This is a genomic window from Neobacillus niacini NBRC 15566 (assembly GCF_001591505.1).
In the GTDB taxonomy this organism is placed as follows: domain Bacteria; phylum Bacillota; class Bacilli; order Bacillales; family Cytobacillaceae; genus Neobacillus; species Neobacillus niacini.
Genome location: NZ_BCVA01000039.1, coordinates 12,208 through 37,360 on the forward strand (window position 1 = coordinate 12,208; position 25,153 = coordinate 37,360).

The window sequence follows — 25,153 nt, forward strand, 5'->3', positions numbered from 1 at the left end:
TGCAGGTAAGCAATCAAAATCCGCAGGTAAAGCACACATTTTGGCAGGTACACAAAAACTCCTTATTTCTGTAACAACTTTTATAAAGGAATTCCACACTAAAAAGTAGAATGAATGACAAAAATAGAAAGGAATGCTGCGAATGATAGCTAAACCATGTGTGCCACCGCCAATTCTGGAAAAGTATCATATTTTAAAAAGGAGATTATCAGAAAGTCATATCACAAAATTAGAAGTGATGACCGATATGAATAACCGCATAACTGGTTTTAGTGGAGAGGAATCAGTTATGAACTTCCACCTCGAACCAATTTCAAACATGAAATTCAAAATATATCACGATCTCCGTTTATACTACGGAAACTATTACTTCCAAATAGATATCCTTATCCTGTGTGCCTACTTTGCTTTGGTGCTTGAAGTGAAGAATTGGGCAAGAGATTGGCACTTCGAAAAGGTACTTCATCAGACAATGACAGGTAACGATGGTAAACTGGAAAGAACGAAAAATCCTGTTTTTCAGGCGAGGTTACAAGCGTTTAAGTTAAGGGAATGGTTAAAACTGCATAATATTACGGGTATACCCATCCAGTATTTATTCGTCAACAGTAATGAAAATTCAAATATCATTATCCAAGAAGACAATAAATACAAGTGGAACGTATGTAATAGCGAATATTTGTTAGAGAGAATTGATCAAATCGACAATGAATTCAAGATTGAATTACTAGACGAAAAAGAATTAAGAAAAATAAACAAACTCCTATTAGCCAATCACACTCCTGAAACTATCGACCTTCTCCAAAAGTATCATCTTTCACACAATGATATACTAACAGGCGTTCACTGCCCCAATTGCGATCATTTACCAATGAAATATTATGCCGGGACGTGGAAATGTCCAACATGTCGAACACAATCAAAAACAGCCTTCCTAAACACCATCCAAGATTACTTTCATTTCATTAGCCCCACCATTACCAACGCAGAGGCACGCAGATTTTTACAAATCGATTCACCGAAAATGGCTCATTATTATTTAAATTCAGCAAACCTAAAAATTACAGGAACTTTCAAATCCAAAATCTATCACCAATAAAAAAACCACCGCGCAAAAAAACGCAGTGGCTAAAACCTCCTCACAATCCCAAGCACCTTCCCTAACTTCACAAATCGGCCTTTAAACAGCGCTCCCCGAATGAAATAGAAACACACCAATATCCCTGTGACGTCTTTAACGAGGTCAAACCAGGACGCAGAACGGTAAGGGTAGAAGGATTGGTGGATCTCGTCCGCTAGCCCGTAAAGGCCAGCCCAAAAGGCGCAGAGAACGTTTAACCGCGCAGTAAAATCACTCTTACCGGTTAGAAACGCCAAAACTAGCAATACATATAGAATCGCGAACTCTATCAAATGCAGGGACTCCTTTATAAAGCGGTCAATCTCTGAATCCGGGAGTTCCACAAAGTGATTGGATGGCAGGCTCGACATAATCCAAATGACTGCCATATAGGCAACCGGAAGTAGTCGTAATACGTATTTCAAAAAAATTTCCTCCTTCATGCATAAAAAAATATGGTTTATCGAAAAATAAGTACAAAAAATTTTTTTGCTAGTGTATATAATTCTACTTATCTGTTCAGAATGATTGCTGAGGTGATGAAAATGAGAGAGGAAGAAAACAAACGATCTTCTCAAAGTTCCAGTGTAAAACGCTTTTTCAAAAAGCGTTGGGTATTTCCAGCCATTTATATCGCAAGTGCAGCAATCATTCTGACAGCAGTCCTTTGGTATCAAAGCAGCGACAACGCAACAGACAAGTACGGTTACGAGTCTTCAGACCTAACAGGTAAGAAGAACGATACTCCAGCACTTGAAGTGAACTCGAGCTTAGAGAACTTGAAAATGCCTGTGAAGGATCCAATGAGTGCCGTTGTCAAAATGGAATTCTATGATTTCAACGCAAGTGAAGACAAACAGGAAGCAGCATTAGTATTTTACAACAATACCTATGTTCCGCATACTGGTGTGGACTTCACATCGAAAGATGGCGAAACATTTGAAGTAGTATCTGCCCTAAGTGGAACAGTTACGAGAGTAGAAGAAGACGCTACCCTTGGTAATGTCATTGAAATCGAACACGATAAAGGTATTGTAACACAATATCAATCCGTTAAAGATGTTAAGGTTGAGGTTGGCGATAAGGTTAAACAAGGACAAGTTGTTGCCATGGCTGGACAAAGCTTGTTTGATGAAGAATCTGGAACGCATGTACATTTTGAAATCCGTAAAGATGGTGTAGCGGTTAATCCGACTAAATTTTTCAATAAACCAGTAAGTGATTTACATGACGCCAATACAACGGAACAAAAATCAGTAAGTAATCCAAAGCAACAAATGATAGAAGAACCAACTGGTGAAGAAGAAGCTCCGGCGAAAGAGGAAGCTCCATCTAAGGATGAAAAAACTCCATCTAAAGATGAAAAAGCGCCATCTAAAGATGAAACTCCATCCGATGACGAATCTTCAAATTCTACAGAAAAAACAAACTCTTAATAGTAACAAAGGGGAAAGGGGAATTTACCTTCCTCTTTTTTTTTTGCCGTGGCTCTTATCTTAAGCAAAGAGCCTGCAATTAAATAGCTTGTTCCACGTTAAAGTCGGCCTTAGGATTTCTAAGAAAACAACCTTTACTTAAATATGTTAAAATGGTAATAAAAGGGGGGAGTTTTTTTGAAAAAGATGATGGTGCTGCTGTTAATGGCTGTATTGTTCGCTGTTGTTACAGCAGGCTGCAGCAAGGAGCCGACGCCTGAGGACCGGTTTGACGCCTACATAAAGCTATGGAATGAGCAAAAGTTTGATAAGATGTATGATTACCTAACGGAGGGTTCCAAAGAGGTAATCTCGAAGGAAGACTTTACGAACCGCTATCAAAAAATCTACGACGACCTGCAAATTAAAGACCTCAAGATGGCCTTCAAAAAACCGGAAGAAGAACTGGCAAAGGACGTAGACACCGTCACGTATGACTTTTCCGCGTCCATGAACAGCATTGGTGGAGAAATCCAATTTACACACAAAGCAAAGATGAAAAAAGAAGAACATGACAAAAAGAATAACTGGTATGTCGACTGGAACACGACGTATATTTTTCCACAGTTGAAAGATGGCGACAAAATTGGCATCAGCAGTGTGAAGCCAAAGCGCGGCGAAATTTTTGACCGGGCAGACAACCCGCTTGCTTATAACGGGCAGGTATACGAAGTCGGCGTGGTTCCTGGGAAGATGGAGGGGCAGGAAGGGCCTGTTATTGCGCAATTATCCAGCCTGTTAAAGATGACACCGGAGAAAATCAACAAGGCGCTAACCGCCAGTTGGGTAAAGCCGGACTTGTTTGTACCGTTAAAAAAGGTATCGATGGAGGATCAGGAGCGTATCCAACAATTAATCGCCTTAGAACCTGTACAAACGAAAAAGGTAGAGGCTAGAATTTATCCGTTTAAGGAAACTGCGGCACATCTAATCGGCTATGTTGGTTCTATAACCGCTGAGGAGCTGGAAAAGTTAAAGGATAAAGGCTATACAAGTACAGACATCATTGGAAAAAGAGGGCTCGAAGAAGTGTTTGACGAGCAGCTTAAAGGAAAAAGCGGTGTAAAAATAACGATTAAAAAGCCGGATGGCAGCAGTGAAATCCTCGCTGAAAAGCCGGTCGAGGATGGCCAGAATCTAAAGCTAACGATTGATATTGAGCTGCAAATGAAGATTTACAACCAGCTTAGCGGTGAGGCAGGCGCCGGAGCGGCGATAAATCCGGTAACAGGTGAAACACTGGCACTTGTAAGCTCTCCATCGTTTGACCCAAATCAAGCCACCCTAGGCTTCTCAACGGACGAGTGGAACCAATTACAGGAAAATCCACAAAAGCCGATGACGACAAGATTTAATAAGGCATATGCACCCGGTTCTGTGTTCAAGCCGCTCACAGCATCTATCGGGCTCAAGAATAACATTATTACCCCAGAGCAAAAAATGGATATTAAGGATTTGAAATGGCAAAAGAGTGCCGCGTGGGGCAATTATTTTGTCACGAGAGTTCATGAAGCGAACCCAGTAAATCTAGAAAAAGCAATGGTGTTCTCGGATAATATTTATTTTGCCCAGGCGGCATTAGGAATTGGAAAAGAAAATTTCAGTGCTGGGTTGAAGGAATTTGGCTTTGAAGAAGAGTCGGACTATCCGTTCCCACTTGAAAAATCAACGATTGGTAATTTGGATAAAGAAATCGCCTTAGCAGACTCCGGCTACGGGCAGGGGCAAATTCAAATGAGCATTGTTCATTTGCTGCAAACGTATACGCCATTTGTGAACGGTGGGAATATGATTAAACCAAGCCTTGTACTAGACACAGAAAAAAGTGAAAAGCAAGTCGTTTCACCTGAAATCGCTGCAACACTTTCATCGCAGTTAAGAAAGGTAGTCGGTGATTCGGAAGGGACTGCGCATTCTGCTGATATGGCTGACTATCCACTCGCAGGTAAAACCGGTACCGCTGAAATCAAACAAAAGCAAGGTGAAAAAGGGACGGAGAACGGCTGGTTCATTGCCTACAACACCAATTCACCAAGTTTAATGATCGCCATGATGGTCGAAAATGTTCTGGATCGAGGCGGTTCGCAGATTCCAGTCAAAAAAGTGAAAAATGTCTTTATGGAACTCAAGTAACAGGAACCAGTCTTTGGTTTCTGTTTTTTTTTTAGGATATTTGGACTAAATAAAAGCAAAAATAACAACTAAAAGACAGGAGAACCAAATTGAGCCAATATCCGCAAACCCGAAGACAAAGAGCGTATTTAACTCAATTTTCAACCACTGTACTTTACCCCAGGAACCCATGGGTGGTGGCGTTTTTTTCATTTTCTTATCCAGGCTTTGGCCATTTATTACTCCATCGTTATATTGCCGGACTTATCCTCATCCTCTGGGAAACTTTTATTAATCACAATGCAAAAGTAAATCTTGGAATATTTTATTCATTAACGGGTGATTTTGCAAAAGCAATGGATGTGATCGACGAACAATGGCTGATACTGTATGTAGCGATCTATATGTTTGGAATTTGGGACGGGTATCGACAGACGGTAGACATGAATAAACAATACATTTTAGCCGAACGAGAGGACGCGCCAATACAGCCGATTGCGATGGGGGCGTGGGATATTAATTTTCTTGATAAGCGAAAACCATGGGTCGCCGTTCTATGGTCGGTATTGTTTCCAGGGCTAGGGCATTTATATATTCATAAAGTCATTGTTGGATTTTTTATCTTTGCTTACACGGTAGCAATCATGTATTTTGGACATCTGCCACAGGCTATTCATCTTACTATGGTAGGAGAATTTGATTTAGCGAAAAACATTTTTGAAATTCAATGGGCGATGTATTTACCTTCGATCTATTTTTTTATTCATTACGACGCATATATCGGGACAATTGATTACAATATTCTTTTTGAAAACGAGATGAAAAAATTTTTGCGGAAAAATTACCAAAATAAAGAGTTTAAATTTCCTTTTTAGAAGTGGGTTGAGTAGATGTTTGTTATTGCTACTTTTGAGAATTCCATTTACATTGAGTTAGCGATTACAGCTTTAGAGGAGCAGGGGATCGCAAAGGAATCGATCCTAGCTGCTCCGCTTGATAAACGGAAGGAACTAAGAGGTTTGTTTGATTCGATACATAAATCAGATGGTTTTAGTCTATTTGACGGTCCGGCGATACTAGGAACTTGTTTAATGCTTTTAGGAGCGATTTATGGATATGAATTAGTATGGGGGCCAATACTTTGGGGAATTATTGGAGCTGTTTCAGGTTTATTGTTGGGGTTTTTAATTAAAATGCTAATGGTTAAAAAGAATAAACGGGGCAGCAAAAATATAACGTCTGAAATTGTTCTGATGGTTCGTTGTGAGGAGCAAAAGTGGGAAATGGTTGAAAAAATCCTATGGGACCATCTTGCTCTCGGGCTGACCAAAATATAAAAATACCACCTCATTAGGGGTGGTATTGGTATTTTTCGAGGTCGATGGTTCCGTTGAGTCCAATTTCTATCCCTTCGCTTTCAAGAGAAAATAGCTGCTCATGATAGGACTCATCGTCTTGGAGGGCAATCTGCCCCTTACTATTGACGACACGGTGCCAGGGAAGGCGATGCTTCCTGCTCATGGAATGAAGGGCGCGGACAACCTGACGTGCTGCACGCGGGCTCCCAGCCTCTCTGGCAATTTGTCCATAGGTCATCACCTTGCCCTCGGGAATCGCTTTTATTATCTTAATAACTCTTTCTGTAAAAGGCTGCATCGGTCAATTCCTTTCTGTCTGCTTGTTCTATTATAGAATAAAATTATTTTCAGTAAAATTTTCATTCGACAATTTGCCGCGACAAATTTCTCAGGAAATAATCAAATCACGTGTTATATTTCCTCTCTTAATCCTATTACCATGCGGATTACAGCATTTTCGCAGCGGTGTCGAAAAAGGCACTGTTGTCATTAATTTTCGATTAAAGTATCCGATTTTTCAAATAATTTACAGGATATCTGGTCCTGTTTGGATAATTCGTGCATATTCTCGTATCCAAGCTAATAAAATGGTTACAAACCTTTACAAAGAGAGTGTTTGAGGTGCAGAGTCGTTTGAGGTTTTTGTGGATTTAGTTGGGGACATGATTATTCATCGTATTGCCGCATAATTGCATAAATGGTGACAGGCACCGCTCGTGGACACTTTCCACCTGAGGTGGACAGTTATGTGGAAACAGTATTTCGTCTTAGTGATAAGCGGGTCTCATTTCGCACTTCTCACATCCAATTTAGGGAGGGCGAGTGGTGTGCACGATTACATCAAAGAGAGAACTATCAAGATTGGAAAGTATATCGTGGAGACGAGAAAAACGGTTCGTGTTATTGCGAAGGAGTTTGGCGTATCCAAAAGTACTGTCCATAAAGATTTGACAGAGAGGCTTCCTGAAATAAATCCTGAACTGGCAAATGAAGTAAAAGAGATTTTAGATTATCATAAATCGATCAGACATCTCCGGGGTGGAGAAGCAACGAAAATGAAGTACCAGAAGGAAGAAAAAGAAGGTGAGGCTGTTAAATAGGCCGACTTTCAGAAGAATCTCTGCAATAAAGAAAAATGTTTAAAATGGCCATTTTCAAATGACTTCTTAGAGCATTCTAAGATAGTCGGGGAAAGGGCCATTTTTAATGTTGGCTGTGTTATATAATGCTGTTGATTTGCGCTCCAGAAACCAGCTTGAGTAAAATAAACGGAGAATTTCCGGATAAATGCAAAGTGGAGCCTTTTTGGGAATAGCTAAGCGGAGGTTTTCCTGTTATGTAAACCAAAACCTCCCATTTTTAAAATTCTCAAACCAATAGGCGGAATCTCTCCGTTTATTTGAGCTTTTTTAATAAAAAATTATTAATTTAGCGGAATTCCTCCGTCGATTTTTACATACTTAAAATTAATGAAATCCACAGTCTAATGGTAAAAAAGGCATAAATTCTCTTTCAATAAATTTTTTCCGACAAATTTCTACGTTTTTTGGGATAATAGTATGGAATTTTTATGGAATATGGTACAATTAGCAATTAGGAAAGTATGACCGTTTCAAGGAGGAAAGAATAGAGAATGTTTGCTAGGGATATTGGGATTGATTTGGGAACGGCTAACGTGTTAATCCACGTAAAAGGCCGCGGAATTGTATTGAATGAGCCATCTGTCGTAGCAATAGATAAAAATACGAATCGTGTTCTTGCTGTTGGTGAGGAAGCTCGCCGCATGGTAGGACGTACACCTGGTAACATCGTCGCGATCCGCCCGTTGAAAGATGGGGTAATCGCTGATTTTGACGTAACAGAAGCAATGTTAAAACATTTTATTAATAAGTTAAACGTGAAGGGCTTTTTATCAAAACCACGTATTCTGATTTGTTGTCCAACGAACATCACAAGCGTTGAGCAAAAAGCAATTAGAGAAGCGGCTGAAAAAAGCGGAGGTAAGAAGATTTACCTAGAAGAAGAGCCGAAAGTGGCAGCAATTGGGGCGGGTATGGATATTTTCCAGCCAAGCGGTAACATGGTTGTCGACATCGGTGGCGGAACAACCGACGTAGCGGTCCTTTCAATGGGTGATATCGTTACTTCTTCCTCTATTAAAATGGCCGGCGACAAGTTCGACATGGAAATTCTTAATCACATCAAGCGTGAGTACAAGCTTTTGATCGGAGAACGCACAGCTGAGAATATTAAAATCAACATCGGTACTGTATTCCCAGGATCACGCTCGGAGGAAATGGAAATTCGCGGACGGGACATGGTCAGCGGCTTACCGCGTACGATTACGGTTCGTTCAGAAGAAATCGAAGGTGCATTACGCGAGTCTGTGTCCGTGATTGTTCAAGCGGCTAAGAGTGTTCTCGAGCGTACACCGCCAGAACTTTCTGCAGACATCATCGACCGCGGCGTTATTTTAACAGGCGGAGGAGCCTTGCTGCATGGAATCGACGCATTACTTGCAGACGAGCTGAAAGTACCAGTCTTAGTGGCTGAAAATCCAATGGACTGCGTAGCGATTGGAACAGGAATCATGTTAGATAACATTGACCGCATTCCAAAGCGAAAATTAGGTTAATAAGGTAGGACCTCTTACCAATTTAAAAGTCTAATGACCTCAATCATTGGGCTTTTTATTTTGGATCTATATGACCGTGGAAAAAAGATTTTTCGCCACTTTTTGCCATGGAAATACTTTTTCAGCAAAAAATTGCTGTTTATTCCCTAAATATTTTTTATAATAGAGTATAATATAAAAAAAACAACAAAAGAATGGACAAACTATCTGTCCAAGACAATAGATGGATTTCGGTTAAAGGGGAATAAGAAATGTCAGTAGATCATCTAAACCAGGTGAAAACGAGGGAAGAGTATAAAAAGACAAAAGGCGATGAGCGGAAAGGTCCTGCCAATCAAAAGACACCTAACGTTCAAAAAGCCCAAAAAGAAGACGCTGTAAATAAGCGTGTACGGATTCGTTTGATTCCCATTTGGCTTCGAGTCGTTCTTTTGGTCATTTTTACTGGTGTTTTTTTGGTTGCAGGTGCTGCGGTTGGCTATGGTCTACTCGGTGGTGGGAATCCGGGAGATGTGTTAAAAGGCTCCACTTGGACACATATTATTGATTTAGTTGAAAAAAAATAAACGAGGAAGGGTTTCTTGCCCTTCCTTTTTGTATGCTCTTAATAGTAAAATGTATATATCTGTTCCTATGAGGAGGTACTAATTATGTTAGATGTACAACAAATAAAGGAAATCATTCCCCATCGTTATCCATTTTTGCTTGTTGATAAGATTTTAGAAGTAGAAGAAGGGGTAAAGGCAGTTGGAATTAAGAATGTAACTGCGAATGAAGAATTTTTTAATGGCCACTTTCCCGATTATCCTGTTATGCCCGGTGTGCTAATCGTTGAGGCGCTTGCACAGGTTGGGGCAGTAGCTGTATTGAAAAAAGAAGAAAATCGCGGCAAACTGGCATTTTTTGCAGGAATTGACGGCTGTCGTTTTAAAAGACAAGTTAAGCCTGGCGACCAGCTTCGGCTTGAAGTGGAAATTATTCGCTTACGTGGACCAATAGGAAAAGGAAAAGCAGTGGCAACAGTAGATGGAGAAGTCGCATGCGAAGCTGAAATCACATTTGCTTTAGGAAAATAGTCGGGAGTTTTTCCGATTATTTTTTTTGTAATAGTCCTTTCATACTTGGGGAAAATAACTTAAGACCGATAAAAGGGTCAATATTTTTCCTATGGAAAGGGGCTTTTACGTTTGAAGAAAAAGCTGTTTTTTTTACTAGCAAGTGCGCTTCTATCAGGATCTATGTTAGCGGGTTGTAATAATAATGATAACAACAATCCGCCGCCGCCAACGAATGACAATACACCGCTCGATGATAATAACAACCTAGACAACAATAACGATTTAAACAACACCAACACGCGCTATAACAACGATAACAATATGAACAACAACCGTTATAACAACAATAACGGGTTGAACGACAACAACTATCCAGAAAGCGAAGACAAAAATACGGACACTGATAAAGATCCGGCCAAAGACAGAAATACACCACGGGAAGATATCATAGAAGACGACATTGATAGAAACGACCGCGACAACAAAGACGAATAAAGGACATGGGGCAGGCTAAAGCAGCCTGTCCTTTTCCTATTCGTGTTTCATTTTGAGCTTTGGTTTGCGCTTCATTTTGTCCCTAAATTCTTCGAGCAAGGCCTGACCGCCAAGTCCCTTCTCAAGCAGGCTGTCGAGCAGGAGTTCAGAGTAATCACTTCGATTGCGGCGTAATCGGCCTTCAAACAAGACGCTTACGTGGTTCTGGAATTTATGTAGTGAAGCAATTTTGGTTTGGAAGTAGGCAGGGTCGTTTTCGCGTTTTGTTATTACCGCTTGCACAATCACCTCGCGGCTTTGTTCGTGGATTTTTTGGAAGTAGTCGTAAAGAGATAAATCAGTATAGGCTTCAAGCAGCCAGCTAGCGCGTTCATTTTCTTTATTGATAATTAATCCGTCTTCTAATGGAACTTCGATGGAATTCCCGTCCTCAACAACTTCTAAAGCGACTAACTTAAAGGTTTTCATCTGCAATACCTCCGTTTACCGTTTATCGTGTCACATTTTCTAAATTATAACATATCAGTACGATAAGCAAATGTCGAAAAAAATTTGTCGTATTTTACAATTTGGATATTTGGTTATAAATACTTGTTTAGAAAAGGCAATTTTACCTAGGTGAAAAACCAATTTTGAAGCAAAAAACACGGTTGAAAGCCGAATTTAACCGTTTTACAAACTAGTGGTCAAGGTCTATGATTAAGCCATCAAAAGGAGAGGAGAAAAGTGTATGATCAATCAAGTCACGCTTGTGGGAAGACTCACGCGGGATCCAGAATTGAGAAAAACAAGTGATGGGCTGCCAGTTACCACTGTGACCCTGGCGGTTAGCCGCCAATTCCGAAACCAGCATGGGGAAATTGAAGCAGACTTTGTCCAGTGCACCATTTGGAAAAAGGCAGCTGAGAATACTGTCCAATATTGTCGAAAGGGTTCTGTTGTCGGGGTTACAGGCAGGCTTCAAACCCGTCATTATGATAATAAAGAAGGGAAGCGTGTGTATGTAACAGAAGTGGTGGCCGAATCCATCCAATTCTTGGGGGCGAAGCAAACCTATACAAACGCTGAATCGCCACCGCCAGTTAGGGTGACGGTTACGAAGGAGGAGCTTCCATTTTGACAAATCATGATGATGTAGCCACTAGTTTAGAGCAGTTGCTTGAAAGTTTGATAAAAATGGTTGGCCGAGCCAATAAAAATAATGGCAATCTACAAATCAAGATCAATGATATGAATGAAACCATCGAAAGCCTTCAAAAGAGAATTTGCCAGCTAGAATGGATTATGAAAGGGCAGCTAAAGGAAAGAGATTGGGGCCCAATCAGAAATTACCCCACACACCCGCACACACATACACCATCCGAAATTCACGACCACATCTCACATTTCTGAAAAACTTCTCTGCTGACGTCGTCACTTGGGTTATTTTTGGTAAACAAAACGGTTCCTTTTTTAAAAAATTTTCCCCGAAAGTTGAGGTTCCTTTGTTAAAAGATAAACGATTATCCTCTAAACTAATCCTCATTCTCCGGCCACGAAGCGCCGGAATTTTTTTGTTCATAATATGTATAACTTTTCTCGAGTCGGGTAAACTAGTACAAAACCCCCTGTGTTTTATTTTTCAAGGCCGCTGATAATCGAACAGCGGCCTACTTTTTTAGATATTTTTATGTTTTTTACTAGCTTTAATCTGATAGGTTAATAAGTCGATAAAAAACGCCCGCCTTTTGGGCGGCATAAGATAGATATCAAGTAGATTCTTTTTCAAATCAGGTTCTTGTTGGAGCAATTGGAGGATAATCCCCAAATCGTGGTCCTCCAGGCTTTCTTTTGTCAAGTATCCAGGCTCCTCAGCCTTGGGCAGCAGTTGGTCTAGTTCCTCTACTAAATACTCCTTATCCACCTGATAAAGATCAGCAAATCGGATGACCGTTTGGTAGGTGGGAATGCTTTTTCCAGTTTCATACCGACTCACTGTCGACCGGTCCATATTCATCATGTCTGCCAGGGTTTGCTGGGACCAGTTTCGATTGTCGCGCAGCTTGCGCAATTTATCCGATAAAGACATCCTTTTCACCGCCAATAAACAATTGATGTTTTTAACTTAACGGCAAAAGAAATGGGATAGTTCGAATATGAGGTTTATGCACGGAGTTCCATGTGAAAAAAATGCACATATGTGATTTAATCAAGTTTGGATTTATAGAAGAAAAAAGGAGAACAGAAATTATTGTCGAATAATAAACAAAGATGTAAATATTTGTCTTACTGGAGGTCATATACATATATGCCAAACTCGTTAATATTTATTGGGGAACGACCGAGCCACTTAGAAATGCATATCAAAGGAAAACCAGAATTCTACGATGCCATGCTGCTCTCGAAAAATCCTTCTTCACAACTGTCTTACCATTCTATCCCTCTTCATCAATCAAGAGTTACCATCCTCATTCGTGAGAATAATTGCCAATTTAACTGTTACCATCAATCCTTGCAGCTAATCGAAGGCGAAAGGCCGCTTTCTGAGGACGATGCCTACGATATATTCACGAACTTTGCATTTATGGAAGACAACAAAGTCGCTTTCATCATGCTTTCAGGTAAGAACAGAATGAGACTGCGAGAAAAGGAAGGGCCTAGGGCTCTGGCTGCCTATGCATATGAGAAACTTGATAGCTAAGTTTTTTAATAAAAGCTGAGCTAGTAAGAGGAAGATTTTTACTAATATTACAAAAGAATAACAAAGAAAACACGAAGAAAGGGTCCCGAAATAATTCGGGACCCTTTTCCTGTTATTCAGTGAAATTCCAACGCACCATTCACCATGCATTTCACAAAATAGACAATAAAACCCCAATTTTTTCCCCTCTGCGCGTGCAAACCACTCATTCAAACACCATTGAAAAGGCGTAAATAGCACATATGGAAACAAACTGTCCGCCCCACGTGGACAAAATGGTTGAAATGTCCACGAGTGGTGACAGGCACCGCAATAGTACCTATATTTTTCATCTGTTTATGTTGTTTTCCTCTGTTATATGACAATTTGTGATAGAGTTTTAATGTTTTTGTAATATAACTGGCATATTGTCATGGTATAAATAGATTAATAGAGAAGGGGGAAAACGTATGCAACTTGTAAGGCGTATGATTTTCATGTTTCTAACATGCGTAATATTGGTGTCAGGTACCGTAGTGGCACATGCACAATCAAGTAAGGAAGCTTTACATAGTGTGGAGCAAGAGCTTGAACAAAAGGCAAATGAGAAGAACTCTATTAGCAATGAAATTAATAAGCTAAACAAAGAGATGGAAGAATTACAGACATATATTACACAAAATAGAGAAGCCTTAGCAGAAACTCAGAAGAGAATTGATGCAACACGCCAGTTAATCGAACAGAAAAAAGAGGAAATTGTCTTCCTTGAGGATAAAATCCATAACCGTAAAGATGTAATGAAAAGCAGGTTAGTGGCTTTACAAGAAGATGAGAAACTGAATGTAGCCATCAATGTCATCCTAGAATCAAAAAGTGTTGCTGACCTTATTCAACGTGCAAGTGCAGTAACCACTCTGTTTAACGCAGATAATGAAATTATTAATGATCAAGAAACCGATCTAAAGCAAATTGAGGAAAATGTAAAAGTAATTGCTGAGCAAGAGAACCAGCTAGCTGTAGAACAAGAAAATCTTGCAAAACATCAGGCAGAACTTGATCTTAATTTACAAAAGAGACAAGAATCCTTAACCGTCATGCAGCAAAAATATAGTCAAGTGAATCAAGAAATGGCAGGAATTCAAGCACAGCTTCAAGCGGCGCAAGAGCAAGTTCGTCAAGAACAAGCAGCTGCAAGAGCAATCGCAGCAGCCAACGCTCCAGCACCAGCTGCAGCTCCAGCACCGACTGGTACGCCGGGCAAAGAAATGTATGTAACGGCGACTGCTTACAGCTGGCAATCCGCAGGAAATGTTACTTATATGGGCCACAATATTAAAGAAAATCCAAATATCAAATTAATCGCGGTTGATCCATCCGTTATTCCATTAGGATCAAGAGTTTGGGTAGAAGGCTATGGTGTAGCGATTGCTGGTGATACAGGCGGCGCTATCAAAGGTCATAAAATTGATGTGGTAATGCCAGACAATGCACATTCTATCGCATGGGGAAGAAAAACGGTTAAAATCGTCATTTTAAACTAGAAATTGATAAAAGAGATCTTACATCATTACTGGATGTGGGATCTCTTTTTTTATACCCATAGTATTCTGCAATCAAACATAACAAAAAAACCAGTCCGAAGACTGATTAGGGTTTACAGACGGTGCCTGTCGGTGACAGGCACCAAATATACATCATTGTATAATTAGACAAATTGTTCCAAATGGGCTTACTAAATGTTTCATGAGGCCCATTTGATAGGCTGAATCCTACTTTTTGGCCTTATGAACGTTTCATGAGGGCCATTTTTGCTGCAAATTCTTTTCTTTGGGCCTTATGAACGTTTCATAAGAACCATTTTCCAAGCTGATTCCTTTTTTGGGGCTTCATGAACCATTCATGAACGATTCATGAGGGCCAAACATCTATCCTAGATACACCAAATCTTTCAGTTCATCTGTAGAAAGTTCGGTGATCCAGTTTTCGCTTTGGATAATTTGGTCGTTTAGGTGCTGCTTTTTCTCTAGCATGGCGTCGATTTTCTCCTCTAGTGTGCCGGTGCAGATCAGTTTATGAACGTGAACGAAGCGGGATTGACCGATACGGTACGCTCTGTCTGTTGCTTGATTTTCAACTGCTGGATTCCACCAGCGATCGTAATGGATGACGTGGTTGGCTGCCGTTAGATTCAGCCCGGTTCCTCCTGCTTTCAAGGAAAGCAAGAACACTGGGAACTCCTGATTTTGAAACCGCTCAATCATGTTATCACGCTGCGACTTTGGTACACTTCCGTTCAGGAAGGGCACCTCAATCCCAAACCTCTTCTTGATTGTCGAACGAATCATCTCGCCCATTTCGATATATTGTGTAAAAATGAGACAGCTTTCGCCAGAGTCTAAAACGGCATCCACAAGGTCGACAAGCTTCTCCAATTTATTTGAGCGATCTAGAAGCAGCCGATCAGCGGATCTTTCCTTCAGATAGAGAGCAGGGTGATTGCAAAGCTGCTTCAGCCTGCTGAGCATTTGTAAGATTAAACCCTTGCGCTCAAAGCCTGACAACTTTTCAATTTCAGCAAAAGTATCACGTACCAGCTGTTCATACAACGAAGCCTGCTCGGTTGTAAGCGGACAGTATTCTTTTTGTTCCTGTTTGTCAGGAAGATTAAGTGCCACTTCTTCATCCTTTTTCGTCCTTCTCATCAGGAATGGACGGATTAAGGATTGCAGCTCATTGACCTTTTCCTTTTTCTCATCCTTCTCAATTGGAATGACAAATTTCTTCTGAAACTGCCCCAAACTGCCAAGATAGCCATGATTGGTAAAATCAAAAATCGACCACAGTTCAGATAATCGGTTTTCCATCGGAGTACCGGTCAAAGCGATATGATGGCCGCCGCGCAGCCTCCGCACTGCCCGCGATTGCTTTGTCCCCGCGTTTTTAATATTCTGTGCTTCGTCAATGGAAATCGAACTCCACAGGATGGACTCGAACTCCTCAGAATCCATATGGCTTAACCCATACGAAGTCAAAACGACATCGACATCTTTAATCTTTTCCTTAAAAGCCTCTTCCTTCAAGCGGTTAGAACCGTAATGCAAATATACATTCATCTCAGGAGCAAAACGTTCAAGCTCCTTCTGCCAGTTACCAAGAACGGAAGTCGGGCAGATAATTAGAGCAGACTTAACGGGTGTTTTTTCAGTGGTGCTTTTCGTACTATCTTTAGTAGCAGTTCCGTCCGCGGTGCCTGTCACCATGTCAGGAATTGCCCCGATATCTTCTTTCACCTTCAATAGATACGCGATTAATTGCACGGTTTTTCCGAGCCCCATGTCATCGGCAAGGACAGCTCCAAATCCATATTGACGCAGGAACCAGAGCCAGCTCATCCCTAGCTGCTGGTAAGGACGGAGTTCACCTTGCAGACCTGCAGGAACTTCTTCAAGCGGTATCTCATGTGCTTCAGATAGCTGCTTAATCATTTTTTTCCATTGGCTATTTAATTCGATTTGGATTCGTGCGAAGGCTTTTGGATTTTCGAGCTCATCTTCTGTCGGTGGAGTCTCAACGAGCTCCTGCTCGAGTAAATCCCGTACATGTAATCCTTCTTTTTCGGCACGTTTCATCAAATCCTGAATTTGTCGAATAAAGCCTGGGTCAAGCTTCACCCAGCGCCCGCGAATAAACACGAGTCGACGTTTTTCTTCGACAAGCTGACCGAACTCTTCCTCGGACAGGTCGACACCATTCATGGAAAAACGCCAGTTGAAATCAAGCATCGCCTGCAGCCCGACAAAGGATGGACGATGGCTGGAGGAACCTTTTAAAGAAGCCTTCACCTTTAAGTTGGCATTCTTCATTGCCTGCCACCAAGCAGGGAGGAGGATTTCCACATCCAAAGCCACAAGGGTTTCACTGGCCTCAGTCAAAAACATCCAAGCTTCTTCCTCACTGAGTCCCGATTTCAATGTCACTTCATCTTCACTCAGCCAAGGAATTAACTTGGCCCAGCGCGCTTGCTCACGATCGACTCTTTCCAAAAACGGCTTCCATCTTGCAGGAATCTTCGCCTCCAAGCCATAAACATCATCGACATTTTTTTTACCGCGCAAAAAGACATCCAGGTTCCAAGGTCCTTCTCCATCTAGTGGTTCCTCTAACCTCAATCCTATCGTGAAAGGGGTGTCGCTCTCCTTGATTCCGACCCATTCAAGCCAGGATTCTTCGTCAAAATAGCGTGCCAGTTCGCCACCAGAAATCCCTTGTTTTCTCAGCAAAGCAAGCTTCGGGCCAAACAACTCTTTCATCGAAGCATTTCGAGTAAGGTAGGAATCTAACGCATGGTCATATAAATCAGAAATAAATTTCTGAACGGTTTCAGAGTTTTCATCTTGGGGGTCCACTTCCTGGTCCCAAAAGGAAGGGTCAAACTCATCTTCCACCCGGAGGGGAAGCTTCCAGCGGAACTCGCCATTCTCCCAAACGGAAAAGTCGGGCAGCCAATCCTTCTCAAGTATTCCCTCATGGAGAGAGTGGGCGGCAGCTAAACAGATCTCCGATTGTTCACTCCAATCCCATTGGATAAACCGGTTGAACGACTCCTTCGCAAAAAGAGAAACAAGGTGCCAGCCAGTTACCACAACACCCTCGACGCCATCCACTGACTCCGTTTCCAAAAGCGTGCCAAAAAAGCTCTCGTCATGACGGCTGAACAACACATTCTTCCACTCAGAAGGAGGTAATCCATACCCGTGCTCATCCTCAGCAGCCAAAAGATAACGGCCCTCATCTAATTTAATTGTCAGAAGCTTAACAAATCTAGTCTTCAGCATCGTAAAGTTACTCCTTTTACTGGGGTGGGGGACAAAATTCAGGGTTCCTACGGGACAAAATCCAGGTCCTAGTTTAGAGATAATTTCTAAATGTATAAAAACCACATTAAATCACAAACACAGCAACCAACTGTCCACCTGGGGTGGAAAGTGTCCACGAGCGGTGCCTGTCACCACAGAAAGACACTGTCCACGAGCGGTGACAGGCACCGCCCATTAGGCACCCATCCACCAACTACTCTTCTATAAGTTTGCTCCGTCTGCATTCTTCGTGGAAGGCGCGGAGTCTTTTGGTTTTGTCCATTAGGTTGTCGAGGAAGTATTGCCAGTCGTCGACGCGTTTGATTTTTTTGTATAGTGTACGCAGCTTTTTTAGGTGCCGGACGGCGGCTTTGTAGCTGGATCGGTTTTTCTGATTGATTTCGTGCAGCGCCGATTGGTGCAGCATGCCGAGCAGGACTTCTGGATTTTCCTTTTCGATTACCTTAACCCGCTCGCGAGGCAGGTCGTAAAAACTCCAGCCCATGAACGCCTGAAGGTCACCCCATTTGTCGAATTGCTTCCGTTCAAACAATGAATGTTCGTATTCTGTATAGCTATAAGGCAAAGTCGCGAGCATGGCGCGCTCATATAATTCAACTTTCCCATTCTCCGAAACATAAGGGGAGATTGCCTTAAGCGCCGATCGGGTAAAAGACGCACACGAATGGTAGGTCCGCAGAAAATCTAAATAGCCTTTAAGTTTAGAGATAAACAGCTCAACTAGCGGTCCAACTCGTTTCCATGCTTTTGTCTGTGACAATAGTTCAATCCAATGAAGCATATACGGCGTAATAACCTTATCATCAATTTTATGAATCAAGTCCAAAGCCAGCTCATCTTTTTGCTGTAGAAAACTGATATGAATTCCAGCAACCAATAGCGGATTCGGATTCTCCCAATCCTTTAAAGACTTCAGCCGGTCATTAATCAATATGATTTCTTGCTCACGCCATTCCTTCTTTTTAAAAAGGTTGGTCCAGAGAAGACGGTAGAGATAGATCCGTTCCTGCTCAAGGTCTGTACACACAGTCAACAGCTCAAACACTTCATCCTTTAATTTTAAAATAAACTGATCAAAGTCAAACGGCAGCGATTGAACACCAATTTTCAAGACAACCTCATCGGCGTCCTCAATTAAATTATGGAACACAGAAAGGTAGGCGCGTCTGACAACATCCTCAGCAAATCCCGATTGCACGGTTAAGATCGCAAGCTTCTTAAATGAAACGATAATCCCAACCATCTCATAGAGCAGCCGCCATTCCTGTTCCACGGGAGCACTCGCTTTAATCCGTCGTTCGTAAATATTGAATAACTCCGCAATGATAAAAGCGCTTGAATATTTCTTCGAGTTAAGAATCGTGTCAAAGCTGACTTCGAACGATTCAACCCAGCGCCCGTAATCAGGCTTCATCACACCGTTCGCTTTGATCAAATCCTTTGCCTTCTGAAGCCCCCAGTTCGCAACATCATTCTTCTCCTTCATCGGTTCACGCCACTCTGCCACCCACTCGGCGACACTGCCTACTCTCGAATAAGCAGCAAAAAATACAGCCATTTGATGGCGGCACAGTCCCTCGTGAGGACAAGTACAACTATTTAGCGATAAATGAGAAAAATTCAGTTTCACATGGCAAGGTGTTACGTCCTGTACCATCGCAGTAATTTGGGCATTCCATATTTGTAATTGCTTGACCATCCCTTGCCGGTACAGCATTAAGCCCTTTTGAACGAGCTTCACATCATCGGCCGCATGCGGATGCAGCAACTCTTTCATTTCTTCTGCAAGAAGTTCTATCCGTTCATTAGCAGTCGTTGCCTCCAAGCCACGACCCCCTTTTTAGAAAAATCCATATTCCTATATTATACCCAAAAATTGCCCATTCGAGGAGAGAAATGAGGATTTCTATTCAGAACCCGCTTTTTTATGAAAAAGATTCTGGTTTATTTACATGTCGATTCAAAGTTTTACATGCCAAATTCAAATCCACCACCCCAAAAACAAAAAAAGTCCAGGCATTTATCAACGCCTGGGCTTTAGATATTTTCCATTTCGGTGGTGGTTGGTGGATTCTGTCCTAGTTGATTTGAGACAATGTCAAACAAGTGACTTAAGTAGTTACTAAGCTCGAAGCCTTCTTCATTAGCAAACTGTGATAATAGCAATTTTGATTCATTCATGGATTCCGTCCCCCTTAAGATTATCTTCTATCATTACTTTTCCCAATCTATCATTCTCTTATACATAAAAAATAAATTTTTTATATTCAACCTTAAATCCTTGTCCACTTACAAGGTATGTCTAAACCTGAGAATTGGTGACAGCAAAGCACGCAAAAACCAGCCCCAGCACCGCTAGGACTGGTAAATTTTTTTATAAATTTTCGACTGAATTTATCTCGTGAGTAACCCCAGGTTCCTGTGTTTCCGTGTCAGACGAGAATCGTTCCAACCCTCCTGTCGCACAAAACAATACGAGCGCAATAAACAACGCAATTAACAGCCTTTTCATCGAAGTGATCCCCCAATTATTTCCTTTTATCTCTACTCAATAAGACGTCAGTAAAGGCTGTTTAGTTCCATAAAACCGTTTGACAAAATTCGCACTTATCATGTTGCTTTTCTAAAATGGCTATGTTATATTATTTTTCGTACAAATGACCGAATTGGTATTTTAGTCAGTTTTGGAGGTGAAGCGATTGGCAGTAATTGATCGGAAGAAGTTGATACTAGAGGCAGCAGCGAAGTCTTTTTCCTTGTATGGGTATAAGGCAACGACGATGGATCAGGTTGCGAAATTAGCCAATGTGGGGAAGGGAACCATCTACACCTTTTTTAAAACAAAAGAAGAGTTATTTGATGAAATCATCAGTTCGCTTATTGCTGATATTCGATTTGAAGTGGAGAGTGCTCTAGATGATTCAGCTTCAATCCTTGATAATGTGAATCATGTATTAGCCCGGGTTCATGAATTTCGGAAATCGCATCAATTGACGATTAAGTTGATTCAAGAAGAACGGGACATGGGAACGCAAACGGTCGTAGAAGCGATGCAGCGGGTGGAGCAATCCATCATCCAATACATGAAGGGTATTATTCAAAAAGCGATCGAGAAGGGTGAAATCAAATCCTGCGATCCTGAGATTACAGCCTTTGTGATGCTGAAAATGTACTTTTCTTTGGTAAATGAGTGGCAAAGGAACCATCCGCCATTAAAAAAAGAAGAAATCGCTAAGCTCTTTGAACTTTACCTATTAAAAGGCTTATTAGCATGAGTCATTTATTTTGCAGTAAAATGACCATTTGAACAAAACGGTCAGTATTTTTTTAAAAATAAAAATGACTAATTGAATATAATAGTCAGGAGGTTGCAAGTATGAATGGATTTAAAGCAGAACTAAAAACGATTCTCAGCAATCGCAAAGTATTAATCCCTATTATCGCTATCCTATTTATTCCAGTATTGTATGCGGGAATGTTTTTGTGGGCATTCTGGGATCCTTATAAATATTTAAGTGACCTGCCTGTGGCGATTGTCAATCAGGATAAGGGCGCGGAACTGGCCGGTCAGAGGCTCGAGATTGGCGATGACCTGGTCGATAATCTAAAGAAAAGTAATACCTTCGACTTCGATATCGTTGACAAAGAGCAGGGATACAAAGGTTTAGAGGATCAAAAGTATTATATCCTAGTAGAGATTCCAAGTGATTTTTCAAAAAATGCGACAACGCTGCTTGAGGATCAGCCTCAAAAAATGCAAATCAAGTACGTGCCGAATGAAGGTGCAAACTTCCTATCGGCGCAAATCGGCGAAACCGCGATGAAGGAAATCAAAGCGGAAATTTCAAAACAAATTGTCGCAACCTATTCTGAAAGCATTTTTGAAAAAGTAAACCAAATGGGCGACGGGTTAGCGCAAGCAAGTGACGGAGCCGGCCAGCTAAACGAAGGCTCAGCAAAACTCAACCAAGGCGCCGGCCAAATCAAAGAAAACCTTGAAACCTTAGCAAGCAAATCTATAGAATTCGAACAAGGCATCAACAGTGCCGCAGCTGGATCCACTGAAGTAGCCCAAGGAACAGCAGCCATCCAGCAAGGGTTACAAAAAGTAGATGACAACATGTCACTTTTGGTGACAGGCACCGAAAAAGCAAAAGCGGGGGCTGAGCAGATCAAGAGTGAATTACCGGCTGGAATTGCGGCTGGAATCAACTCACAGCTTAGCGGTAGTACGGAGAAATTAAATGAAGGTATTAATCAGTTTGAAACGCAGTTGAATGCTGGGTTATCGGCACAGATTGCGGATCAGATGATTGCGCAGCAAACAGCGAAAATGCAGGAGCTTGCGGGGGCGTTAATTGCCAATGGTGTTCCAGCGGAGAAGGTTTCGCAGATTATGGGGCAACAAGCTGCACCAAGCAAGGCAGAGGTTCAACAGCAGGTGGCACAGGCGATTACGCCTGGATTGCATCAAGGCTTTACACAATTTAAAACTCAGGTGAATAGCCAGTTGTCTGGCGCAACTCAAGGGTTAGAAGCAAAATTGAAGCAACAAACGGACCCAGTGTTTGACCAACTAATTGGCGGAATTGGTGAAATCAATGCAAACCAGGCGAAATTAAATCAAGGAATTCACCAGCTCTATTCAGGGTCAACCGCGCTTAATGCAGGGGCCAACCAATTGACAGCTGGGATGGGTGAGTTGTCTGCTGGTGCCAATAAAATAACAGAAGGTACTGGCAAGCTTGCGGAAGGTTCCAGTGAATTACAAGCAGGTACTGAAAAACTGCAGGACGGCACCTCCGAATTAAACGAAAAGCTATCCGAGGGTGCGGAGGCAGCCAACAGTGTTCAAGCAGATGATGATACTTTTGACATGATGGGCGAGCCAGTGAAGGTGGATAAAAATGAGATTAATACCGTGCCAAACTACGGTACTGGATTTGCACCTTATTTTATCTCACTAGGACTTTTTGTGGGTGCACTGATTATCTCTATTGTTTTTGGTTTAAGAGAACCTGCCGTTCAACCGGCTTCTGCAAGAGAATGGTTCTTCGGTAAATTAGGAGTCATCACCATAATCGGTGTCGTTCAAGCACTATTGGTCGATTTTGTGTTACTAGTCGGTTTACGTATCGAGGTACAAAGCCTGCCGTTGTTTATTGTGACAACGATTATTACCAGCATGGTGTTTGTAACTTTGATTCAAATGCTTGTCACGACGCTAGCGGATGTTGGCCGTTTTATTGCAATTCTCATCTTGATCATGCAATTAACGACAAGCGCGGGCACTTTCCCACTTGCGTTAATTCCAGAGGCACTGCAGCCATTTAACGCGTTCTTCCCGATGACGTACAGCGTGCAGGCGTTTAAAGCGGTGATTTCAAGTGGAGACTTTGCTTATATGTGGCACAACAACGCTATCTTACTTGGGTTTATTGCTGGGTTTATGGTTGTGACATTTACTTATATGGCGATTCGTTTTAAAAGAAAACAGGGTAATGCTCAAATGATGGAGCAAGCTGCATAAGAAACGGAAACACCGGGTTCGCTGTATTAGGCGGATTCGGTGTTTTTTTTGTATTTGCCTTTTAAATTCCTTCTACCTGCCAAAATGTGTTGGTTACCTGCGAAATTGAGCCGCTTACCTGCATAGAATCCATTTTACCTGCATTTTTGTTATGTTTACCTGCCTCAAGACTGAAACTGCCAGGGTGTGGCCTGGCTCAGGTAATTAAATTTCCTATATATGGATATTCCACTTAAAATTAAGCCTGAATTCGGGAATCCGGGAAGGTTTTATAGTCACCTATTTTGGGGGGAAATCCTCTATCTGCCAAAATGTGTAGCCTACCTGTGGATTTGGATCGCTTACCTGCATAGAATCCATTTTACCTGCATTTATGCTAAGTTTACCTGCCTAACAAATTCAGTTGGCCAGCCTCAAGACTGAAACAGCCAGAGGGTGGCCTGGCTTAGGTAATTGAATTTCCTATATATGGATATTGCGCTCGAAGATAAGCCTGAATTCCGAAATCAGGGAAGGCTTTTTAGTTACCTTTTATAGAGAAAATCCGCTATCTGCCAAAAAGTGTAGTTTACCTGCGAATTTGGACCGCTTACCTGCATATCTCCTTTGTTTACCTGCCTAACAATTTCAGCCATGCACCCAACCCCAAACCTGAAAAAGCCAGGCACCAGCCTGGCACAGGTAATTGTAAATGAGTCTCCTAATCTATCTAAACCCAATCTCAAATTTTTTCGCCATAAATAAGATCACCCAAAGGGCACCGCCAGTTAGGAGAGACGCCCACCATGAAAACGGAAAGGCAGGGCCGAATTCTGGTAAAAACTTGGTCGCAGCAATAATGAGGCCCATGGACAATGCTCCGAAGGTACCAACTTTCACCATGTCTTTCTTTTCACTCGCCTTTTCGCTAAACAACGAACGGCGGATCGTTCTGAAGATAAACCAGACACCGAATGCAATCGATCCTAAGATAAGAGTAAATGTTAATAGAGTGGGGAACACATAAACACTTGAACCCACAGGCTCCTTTTTAAATTGTGAGACCACGGGAATCATCACTCCACGAATCATAAGCATCCAGCTTACTAGATTGAGAACGATACCCATCATAAATGGAACAACTTCTCGCTTCTTTTCCTTCGGTAAGTTTTCAATAATTTCATCTGCATAGCCTTTAGGATCATCGCCAAAGATTTCATGCGCCGACTTACCCTCGTTTTGACCATCAAGGAGATGATCCAGCATTTCCATCAACACTTCCTCCGATTGTTGTTCGGACAGGGTTAATTGTAGTCGAATGTATATCATCATATCACTATAGTATTTTTCATTCTCGGGTGTGAGTTGTTCCCGTTTTCGGTTATTCTCCTCAATTAAATGTTTCGCCTTCATTCTCATCTCTCCCCTTAAATAAAGAATTAACTGGTTCCACCATCTGTTTCCACTCGGATACAATCATGTTTAGTGACTCTTTGCCTTCCTTTGTTAAAAAATAATACTTCCGGTTTGGCCCCGATTCGGATGGCCGCATTTCTCCCATAATCAGGCCGTTTTTCTGTAAGCGGAGTAATACCGGATAAATCGTGCCTTCACTTACATCACTTAAACCAAATTCCTGAAGCTTTTTGGATAATTCATAGCCATAAACGGGTTCCTTTTCAATAACGGCTAAGACACAGCCATCCAAGATTCCCTTTAATAATTGGCTTCGCAAGGACATGGTATAGCCCCTTTCCTTCAACCTTTCAGCTATTTTGTTAAGCAAGATAGCTGGGTAAAAAAACAACTACTTGGTTATACAAAGTAGCTAAGATTATAATACCTTTTTATTCCA

The 25,153-nt window shown here is 41.6% G+C and carries 26 protein-coding genes; 16 read left to right on the plus strand and 10 right to left on the minus strand.

Annotated elements, in window-relative coordinates:
• The first annotated feature begins 142 nt into the window (after positions 1-142).
• Positions 143-1,099 carry a nuclease-related domain-containing protein gene (locus BANA01_RS21965; RefSeq protein WP_063254773.1) on the plus strand — a complete coding sequence of 319 codons (957 nt, stop codon included), beginning with the start codon at positions 143-145 and terminating at the stop codon, positions 1,097-1,099.
• Between the two features lie 29 nt (positions 1,100-1,128).
• On the opposite strand, the gene BANA01_RS21970 is transcribed toward BANA01_RS21965, so the two are convergent.
• The gene (locus tag BANA01_RS21970) at positions 1,129-1,545 is read right to left on the minus strand and encodes a VanZ family protein (RefSeq protein ID WP_235847202.1); all 417 of its coding nucleotides are present in this window, start codon (positions 1,543-1,545) and stop codon (positions 1,129-1,131) included.
• A 120-nt stretch (positions 1,546-1,665) separates the two neighbouring features.
• Between BANA01_RS21970 and BANA01_RS21975 the strand changes: the two genes are divergently transcribed.
• The 4 genes from BANA01_RS21975 (at position 1,666) to BANA01_RS21990 (ending at position 6,044) form a co-directional block, all read left to right on the plus strand.
• The gene (locus tag BANA01_RS21975; protein WP_063254775.1) at positions 1,666-2,556 is read left to right on the plus strand and encodes a stage II sporulation protein SpoIIQ; all 891 of its coding nucleotides are present in this window, start codon (positions 1,666-1,668) and stop codon (positions 2,554-2,556) included.
• Between the two features lie 186 nt (positions 2,557-2,742).
• Positions 2,743-4,728: a penicillin-binding transpeptidase domain-containing protein gene (locus BANA01_RS21980; protein WP_063254823.1), complete on the plus strand. Its 1,986-nt coding sequence runs from the start codon at positions 2,743-2,745 to the stop codon at positions 4,726-4,728.
• Positions 4,729-4,817: 89 nt separating this feature from the next.
• The gene (locus tag BANA01_RS21985) at positions 4,818-5,582 is read left to right on the plus strand and encodes a hypothetical protein (RefSeq protein ID WP_063254776.1); all 765 of its coding nucleotides are present in this window, start codon (positions 4,818-4,820) and stop codon (positions 5,580-5,582) included.
• A gap of 15 nt (positions 5,583-5,597) precedes the next feature.
• Positions 5,598-6,044 (plus strand): hypothetical protein, encoded by a 447-nt coding sequence (locus BANA01_RS21990; protein WP_063254777.1) that lies wholly within the window; start codon positions 5,598-5,600, stop codon positions 6,042-6,044.
• Between the two features lie 13 nt (positions 6,045-6,057).
• On the opposite strand, the gene BANA01_RS21995 is transcribed toward BANA01_RS21990, so the two are convergent.
• The gene (locus BANA01_RS21995) at positions 6,058-6,363 is read right to left on the minus strand and encodes an MGMT family protein (protein ID WP_063254778.1); all 306 of its coding nucleotides are present in this window, start codon (positions 6,361-6,363) and stop codon (positions 6,058-6,060) included.
• Between the two features lie 529 nt (positions 6,364-6,892).
• Here BANA01_RS21995 and spoIIID point away from each other — a divergent pair.
• From spoIIID to BANA01_RS22020, 5 genes are all read left to right on the plus strand, one after another.
• Positions 6,893-7,165 (plus strand): sporulation transcriptional regulator SpoIIID, encoded by a 273-nt coding sequence (spoIIID, locus tag BANA01_RS22000; protein ID WP_007086083.1) that lies wholly within the window; start codon positions 6,893-6,895, stop codon positions 7,163-7,165.
• 533 nt (positions 7,166-7,698) lie between these two features.
• Positions 7,699-8,700, plus strand: coding sequence for a rod shape-determining protein (gene mreB, locus BANA01_RS22005; protein WP_063254779.1), 1,002 nt, complete (start codon positions 7,699-7,701; stop codon positions 8,698-8,700).
• Between the two features lie 251 nt (positions 8,701-8,951).
• Positions 8,952-9,266: a DNA-directed RNA polymerase subunit beta gene (locus BANA01_RS22010; protein WP_063254780.1), complete on the plus strand. Its 315-nt coding sequence runs from the start codon at positions 8,952-8,954 to the stop codon at positions 9,264-9,266.
• A gap of 84 nt (positions 9,267-9,350) precedes the next feature.
• On the plus strand, positions 9,351-9,776 hold the full coding sequence (gene fabZ, locus BANA01_RS22015) for a 3-hydroxyacyl-ACP dehydratase FabZ (RefSeq protein ID WP_063254781.1): 426 nt from the start codon (positions 9,351-9,353) through the stop codon (positions 9,774-9,776).
• A gap of 111 nt (positions 9,777-9,887) precedes the next feature.
• Positions 9,888-10,253: a hypothetical protein gene (locus tag BANA01_RS22020; protein WP_063254782.1), complete on the plus strand. Its 366-nt coding sequence runs from the start codon at positions 9,888-9,890 to the stop codon at positions 10,251-10,253.
• A gap of 36 nt (positions 10,254-10,289) precedes the next feature.
• Here BANA01_RS22020 and BANA01_RS22025 read toward each other — a convergent pair whose 3' ends face one another.
• Positions 10,290-10,721 carry a YwpF family protein gene (locus BANA01_RS22025; RefSeq protein ID WP_063254783.1) on the minus strand — a complete coding sequence of 144 codons (432 nt, stop codon included), beginning with the start codon at positions 10,719-10,721 and terminating at the stop codon, positions 10,290-10,292.
• 262 nt (positions 10,722-10,983) lie between these two features.
• Here BANA01_RS22025 and ssb point away from each other — a divergent pair, with 262 nt between their 5' ends.
• A complete protein-coding gene (ssb, locus tag BANA01_RS22030; RefSeq protein WP_063254784.1) occupies positions 10,984-11,373 on the plus strand; it encodes a single-stranded DNA-binding protein in 390 nt (129 codons plus the stop codon).
• A complete protein-coding gene (locus BANA01_RS22035; protein ID WP_063254785.1) occupies positions 11,370-11,645 on the plus strand; it encodes a hypothetical protein in 276 nt (91 codons plus the stop codon). Before ssb ends, BANA01_RS22035 begins: the two co-directional genes overlap by 4 nt.
• A 265-nt stretch (positions 11,646-11,910) precedes the next feature.
• On the opposite strand, the gene BANA01_RS22040 is transcribed toward BANA01_RS22035, so the two are convergent.
• A complete protein-coding gene (locus BANA01_RS22040; RefSeq protein ID WP_063254786.1) occupies positions 11,911-12,321 on the minus strand; it encodes a helix-turn-helix domain-containing protein in 411 nt (136 codons plus the stop codon).
• Between the two features lie 219 nt (positions 12,322-12,540).
• On the opposite strand from BANA01_RS22040, the gene BANA01_RS22045 reads away from it, so the two are divergent.
• Together BANA01_RS22045 and BANA01_RS22050 are read left to right on the plus strand one after the other, a co-directional pair.
• Positions 12,541-12,933: a hypothetical protein gene (locus BANA01_RS22045; protein WP_063254787.1), complete on the plus strand. Its 393-nt coding sequence runs from the start codon at positions 12,541-12,543 to the stop codon at positions 12,931-12,933.
• A gap of 449 nt (positions 12,934-13,382) precedes the next feature.
• Entirely contained in the window at positions 13,383-14,453 is a 1,071-nt protein-coding gene (locus BANA01_RS22050; RefSeq protein ID WP_063254788.1) for a 3D domain-containing protein, read from the plus strand.
• A gap of 384 nt (positions 14,454-14,837) precedes the next feature.
• On the opposite strand, the gene BANA01_RS22055 is transcribed toward BANA01_RS22050, so the two are convergent.
• The 4 genes from BANA01_RS22055 to BANA01_RS29655 all read right to left on the minus strand — a co-directional run bounded on the left by BANA01_RS22055 (position 14,838) and on the right by BANA01_RS29655 (position 20,301).
• A complete protein-coding gene (locus BANA01_RS22055; RefSeq protein WP_063254789.1) occupies positions 14,838-17,747 on the minus strand; it encodes a DEAD/DEAH box helicase in 2,910 nt (969 codons plus the stop codon).
• 235 nt (positions 17,748-17,982) lie between these two features.
• Positions 17,983-19,614 carry an SWIM zinc finger family protein gene (locus tag BANA01_RS22060; protein WP_235847203.1) on the minus strand — a complete coding sequence of 544 codons (1,632 nt, stop codon included), beginning with the start codon at positions 19,612-19,614 and terminating at the stop codon, positions 17,983-17,985.
• Positions 19,615-19,826: 212 nt separating this feature from the next.
• Positions 19,827-19,970, minus strand: a complete 144-nt coding sequence (locus BANA01_RS29650; protein WP_157411859.1) for a hypothetical protein — start codon at positions 19,968-19,970, stop codon at positions 19,827-19,829.
• Positions 19,971-20,163: 193 nt separating this feature from the next.
• Positions 20,164-20,301 (minus strand): hypothetical protein, encoded by a 138-nt coding sequence (locus BANA01_RS29655; protein ID WP_157411860.1) that lies wholly within the window; start codon positions 20,299-20,301, stop codon positions 20,164-20,166.
• Positions 20,302-20,497: 196 nt separating this feature from the next.
• Between BANA01_RS29655 and BANA01_RS22065 the strand changes: the two genes are divergently transcribed.
• Both BANA01_RS22065 and BANA01_RS22070 read left to right on the plus strand, forming a co-directional pair.
• Positions 20,498-21,064: a TetR/AcrR family transcriptional regulator gene (locus BANA01_RS22065; RefSeq protein WP_063254825.1), complete on the plus strand. Its 567-nt coding sequence runs from the start codon at positions 20,498-20,500 to the stop codon at positions 21,062-21,064.
• A gap of 101 nt (positions 21,065-21,165) precedes the next feature.
• Entirely contained in the window at positions 21,166-23,319 is a 2,154-nt protein-coding gene (locus BANA01_RS22070) for a YhgE/Pip domain-containing protein (protein WP_063254790.1), read from the plus strand.
• A 705-nt stretch (positions 23,320-24,024) separates the two neighbouring features.
• Here BANA01_RS22070 and BANA01_RS22075 read toward each other — a convergent pair.
• Positions 24,025-24,711, minus strand: a complete 687-nt coding sequence (locus BANA01_RS22075) for a DUF1129 family protein (protein ID WP_063254791.1) — start codon at positions 24,709-24,711, stop codon at positions 24,025-24,027.
• The gene (locus tag BANA01_RS22080) at positions 24,689-25,039 is read right to left on the minus strand and encodes a PadR family transcriptional regulator (RefSeq protein WP_063254792.1); all 351 of its coding nucleotides are present in this window, start codon (positions 25,037-25,039) and stop codon (positions 24,689-24,691) included. The genes BANA01_RS22075 and BANA01_RS22080 overlap by 23 nt, the downstream gene beginning before the upstream one ends.
• Between the last annotated feature and the right edge of the window lie 114 nt (positions 25,040-25,153).

Excerpts from the sequence above, each read along its gene's own strand:
- BANA01_RS22010 (WP_063254780.1), top strand. The coding sequence starts at position 8,952 with ATGTCAGTAGATCATCTAAACCAGGTGAAAACGAGGGAAGAGTATAAA.
- BANA01_RS21980 (WP_063254823.1), top strand. The coding sequence starts at position 2,743 with ATGATGGTGCTGCTGTTAATGGCTGTATTGTTCGCTGTTGTTACAGCA.
- BANA01_RS22040 (WP_063254786.1), bottom strand. The coding sequence starts at position 12,321 with ATGTCTTTATCGGATAAATTGCGCAAGCTGCGCGACAATCGAAACTGG.
- BANA01_RS22050 (WP_063254788.1), top strand. The coding sequence starts at position 13,383 with ATGCAACTTGTAAGGCGTATGATTTTCATGTTTCTAACATGCGTAATA.
- BANA01_RS22025 (WP_063254783.1), bottom strand. The coding sequence starts at position 10,721 with ATGAAAACCTTTAAGTTAGTCGCTTTAGAAGTTGTTGAGGACGGGAAT.
- BANA01_RS22045 (WP_063254787.1), top strand. The coding sequence starts at position 12,541 with ATGCCAAACTCGTTAATATTTATTGGGGAACGACCGAGCCACTTAGAA.
- BANA01_RS21975 (WP_063254775.1), top strand. The coding sequence starts at position 1,666 with ATGAGAGAGGAAGAAAACAAACGATCTTCTCAAAGTTCCAGTGTAAAA.
- BANA01_RS21995 (WP_063254778.1), bottom strand. The coding sequence starts at position 6,363 with ATGCAGCCTTTTACAGAAAGAGTTATTAAGATAATAAAAGCGATTCCC.
- BANA01_RS21990 (WP_063254777.1), top strand. The coding sequence starts at position 5,598 with ATGTTTGTTATTGCTACTTTTGAGAATTCCATTTACATTGAGTTAGCG.
- BANA01_RS29650 (WP_157411859.1), bottom strand. The coding sequence starts at position 19,970 with ATGAATGAATCAAAATTGCTATTATCACAGTTTGCTAATGAAGAAGGC.
- BANA01_RS22055 (WP_063254789.1), bottom strand. The coding sequence starts at position 17,747 with ATGCTGAAGACTAGATTTGTTAAGCTTCTGACAATTAAATTAGATGAG.
- ssb (WP_063254784.1), top strand. The coding sequence starts at position 10,984 with ATGATCAATCAAGTCACGCTTGTGGGAAGACTCACGCGGGATCCAGAA.
- fabZ (WP_063254781.1), top strand. The coding sequence starts at position 9,351 with ATGTTAGATGTACAACAAATAAAGGAAATCATTCCCCATCGTTATCCA.
- BANA01_RS21965 (WP_063254773.1), top strand. The coding sequence starts at position 143 with ATGATAGCTAAACCATGTGTGCCACCGCCAATTCTGGAAAAGTATCAT.
- BANA01_RS29655 (WP_157411860.1), bottom strand. The coding sequence starts at position 20,301 with ATGAAAAGGCTGTTAATTGCGTTGTTTATTGCGCTCGTATTGTTTTGT.
- BANA01_RS22075 (WP_063254791.1), bottom strand. The coding sequence starts at position 24,711 with ATGAAGGCGAAACATTTAATTGAGGAGAATAACCGAAAACGGGAACAA.
- BANA01_RS22070 (WP_063254790.1), top strand. The coding sequence starts at position 21,166 with ATGAATGGATTTAAAGCAGAACTAAAAACGATTCTCAGCAATCGCAAA.
- mreB (WP_063254779.1), top strand. The coding sequence starts at position 7,699 with ATGTTTGCTAGGGATATTGGGATTGATTTGGGAACGGCTAACGTGTTA.
- BANA01_RS22080 (WP_063254792.1), bottom strand. The coding sequence starts at position 25,039 with ATGTCCTTGCGAAGCCAATTATTAAAGGGAATCTTGGATGGCTGTGTC.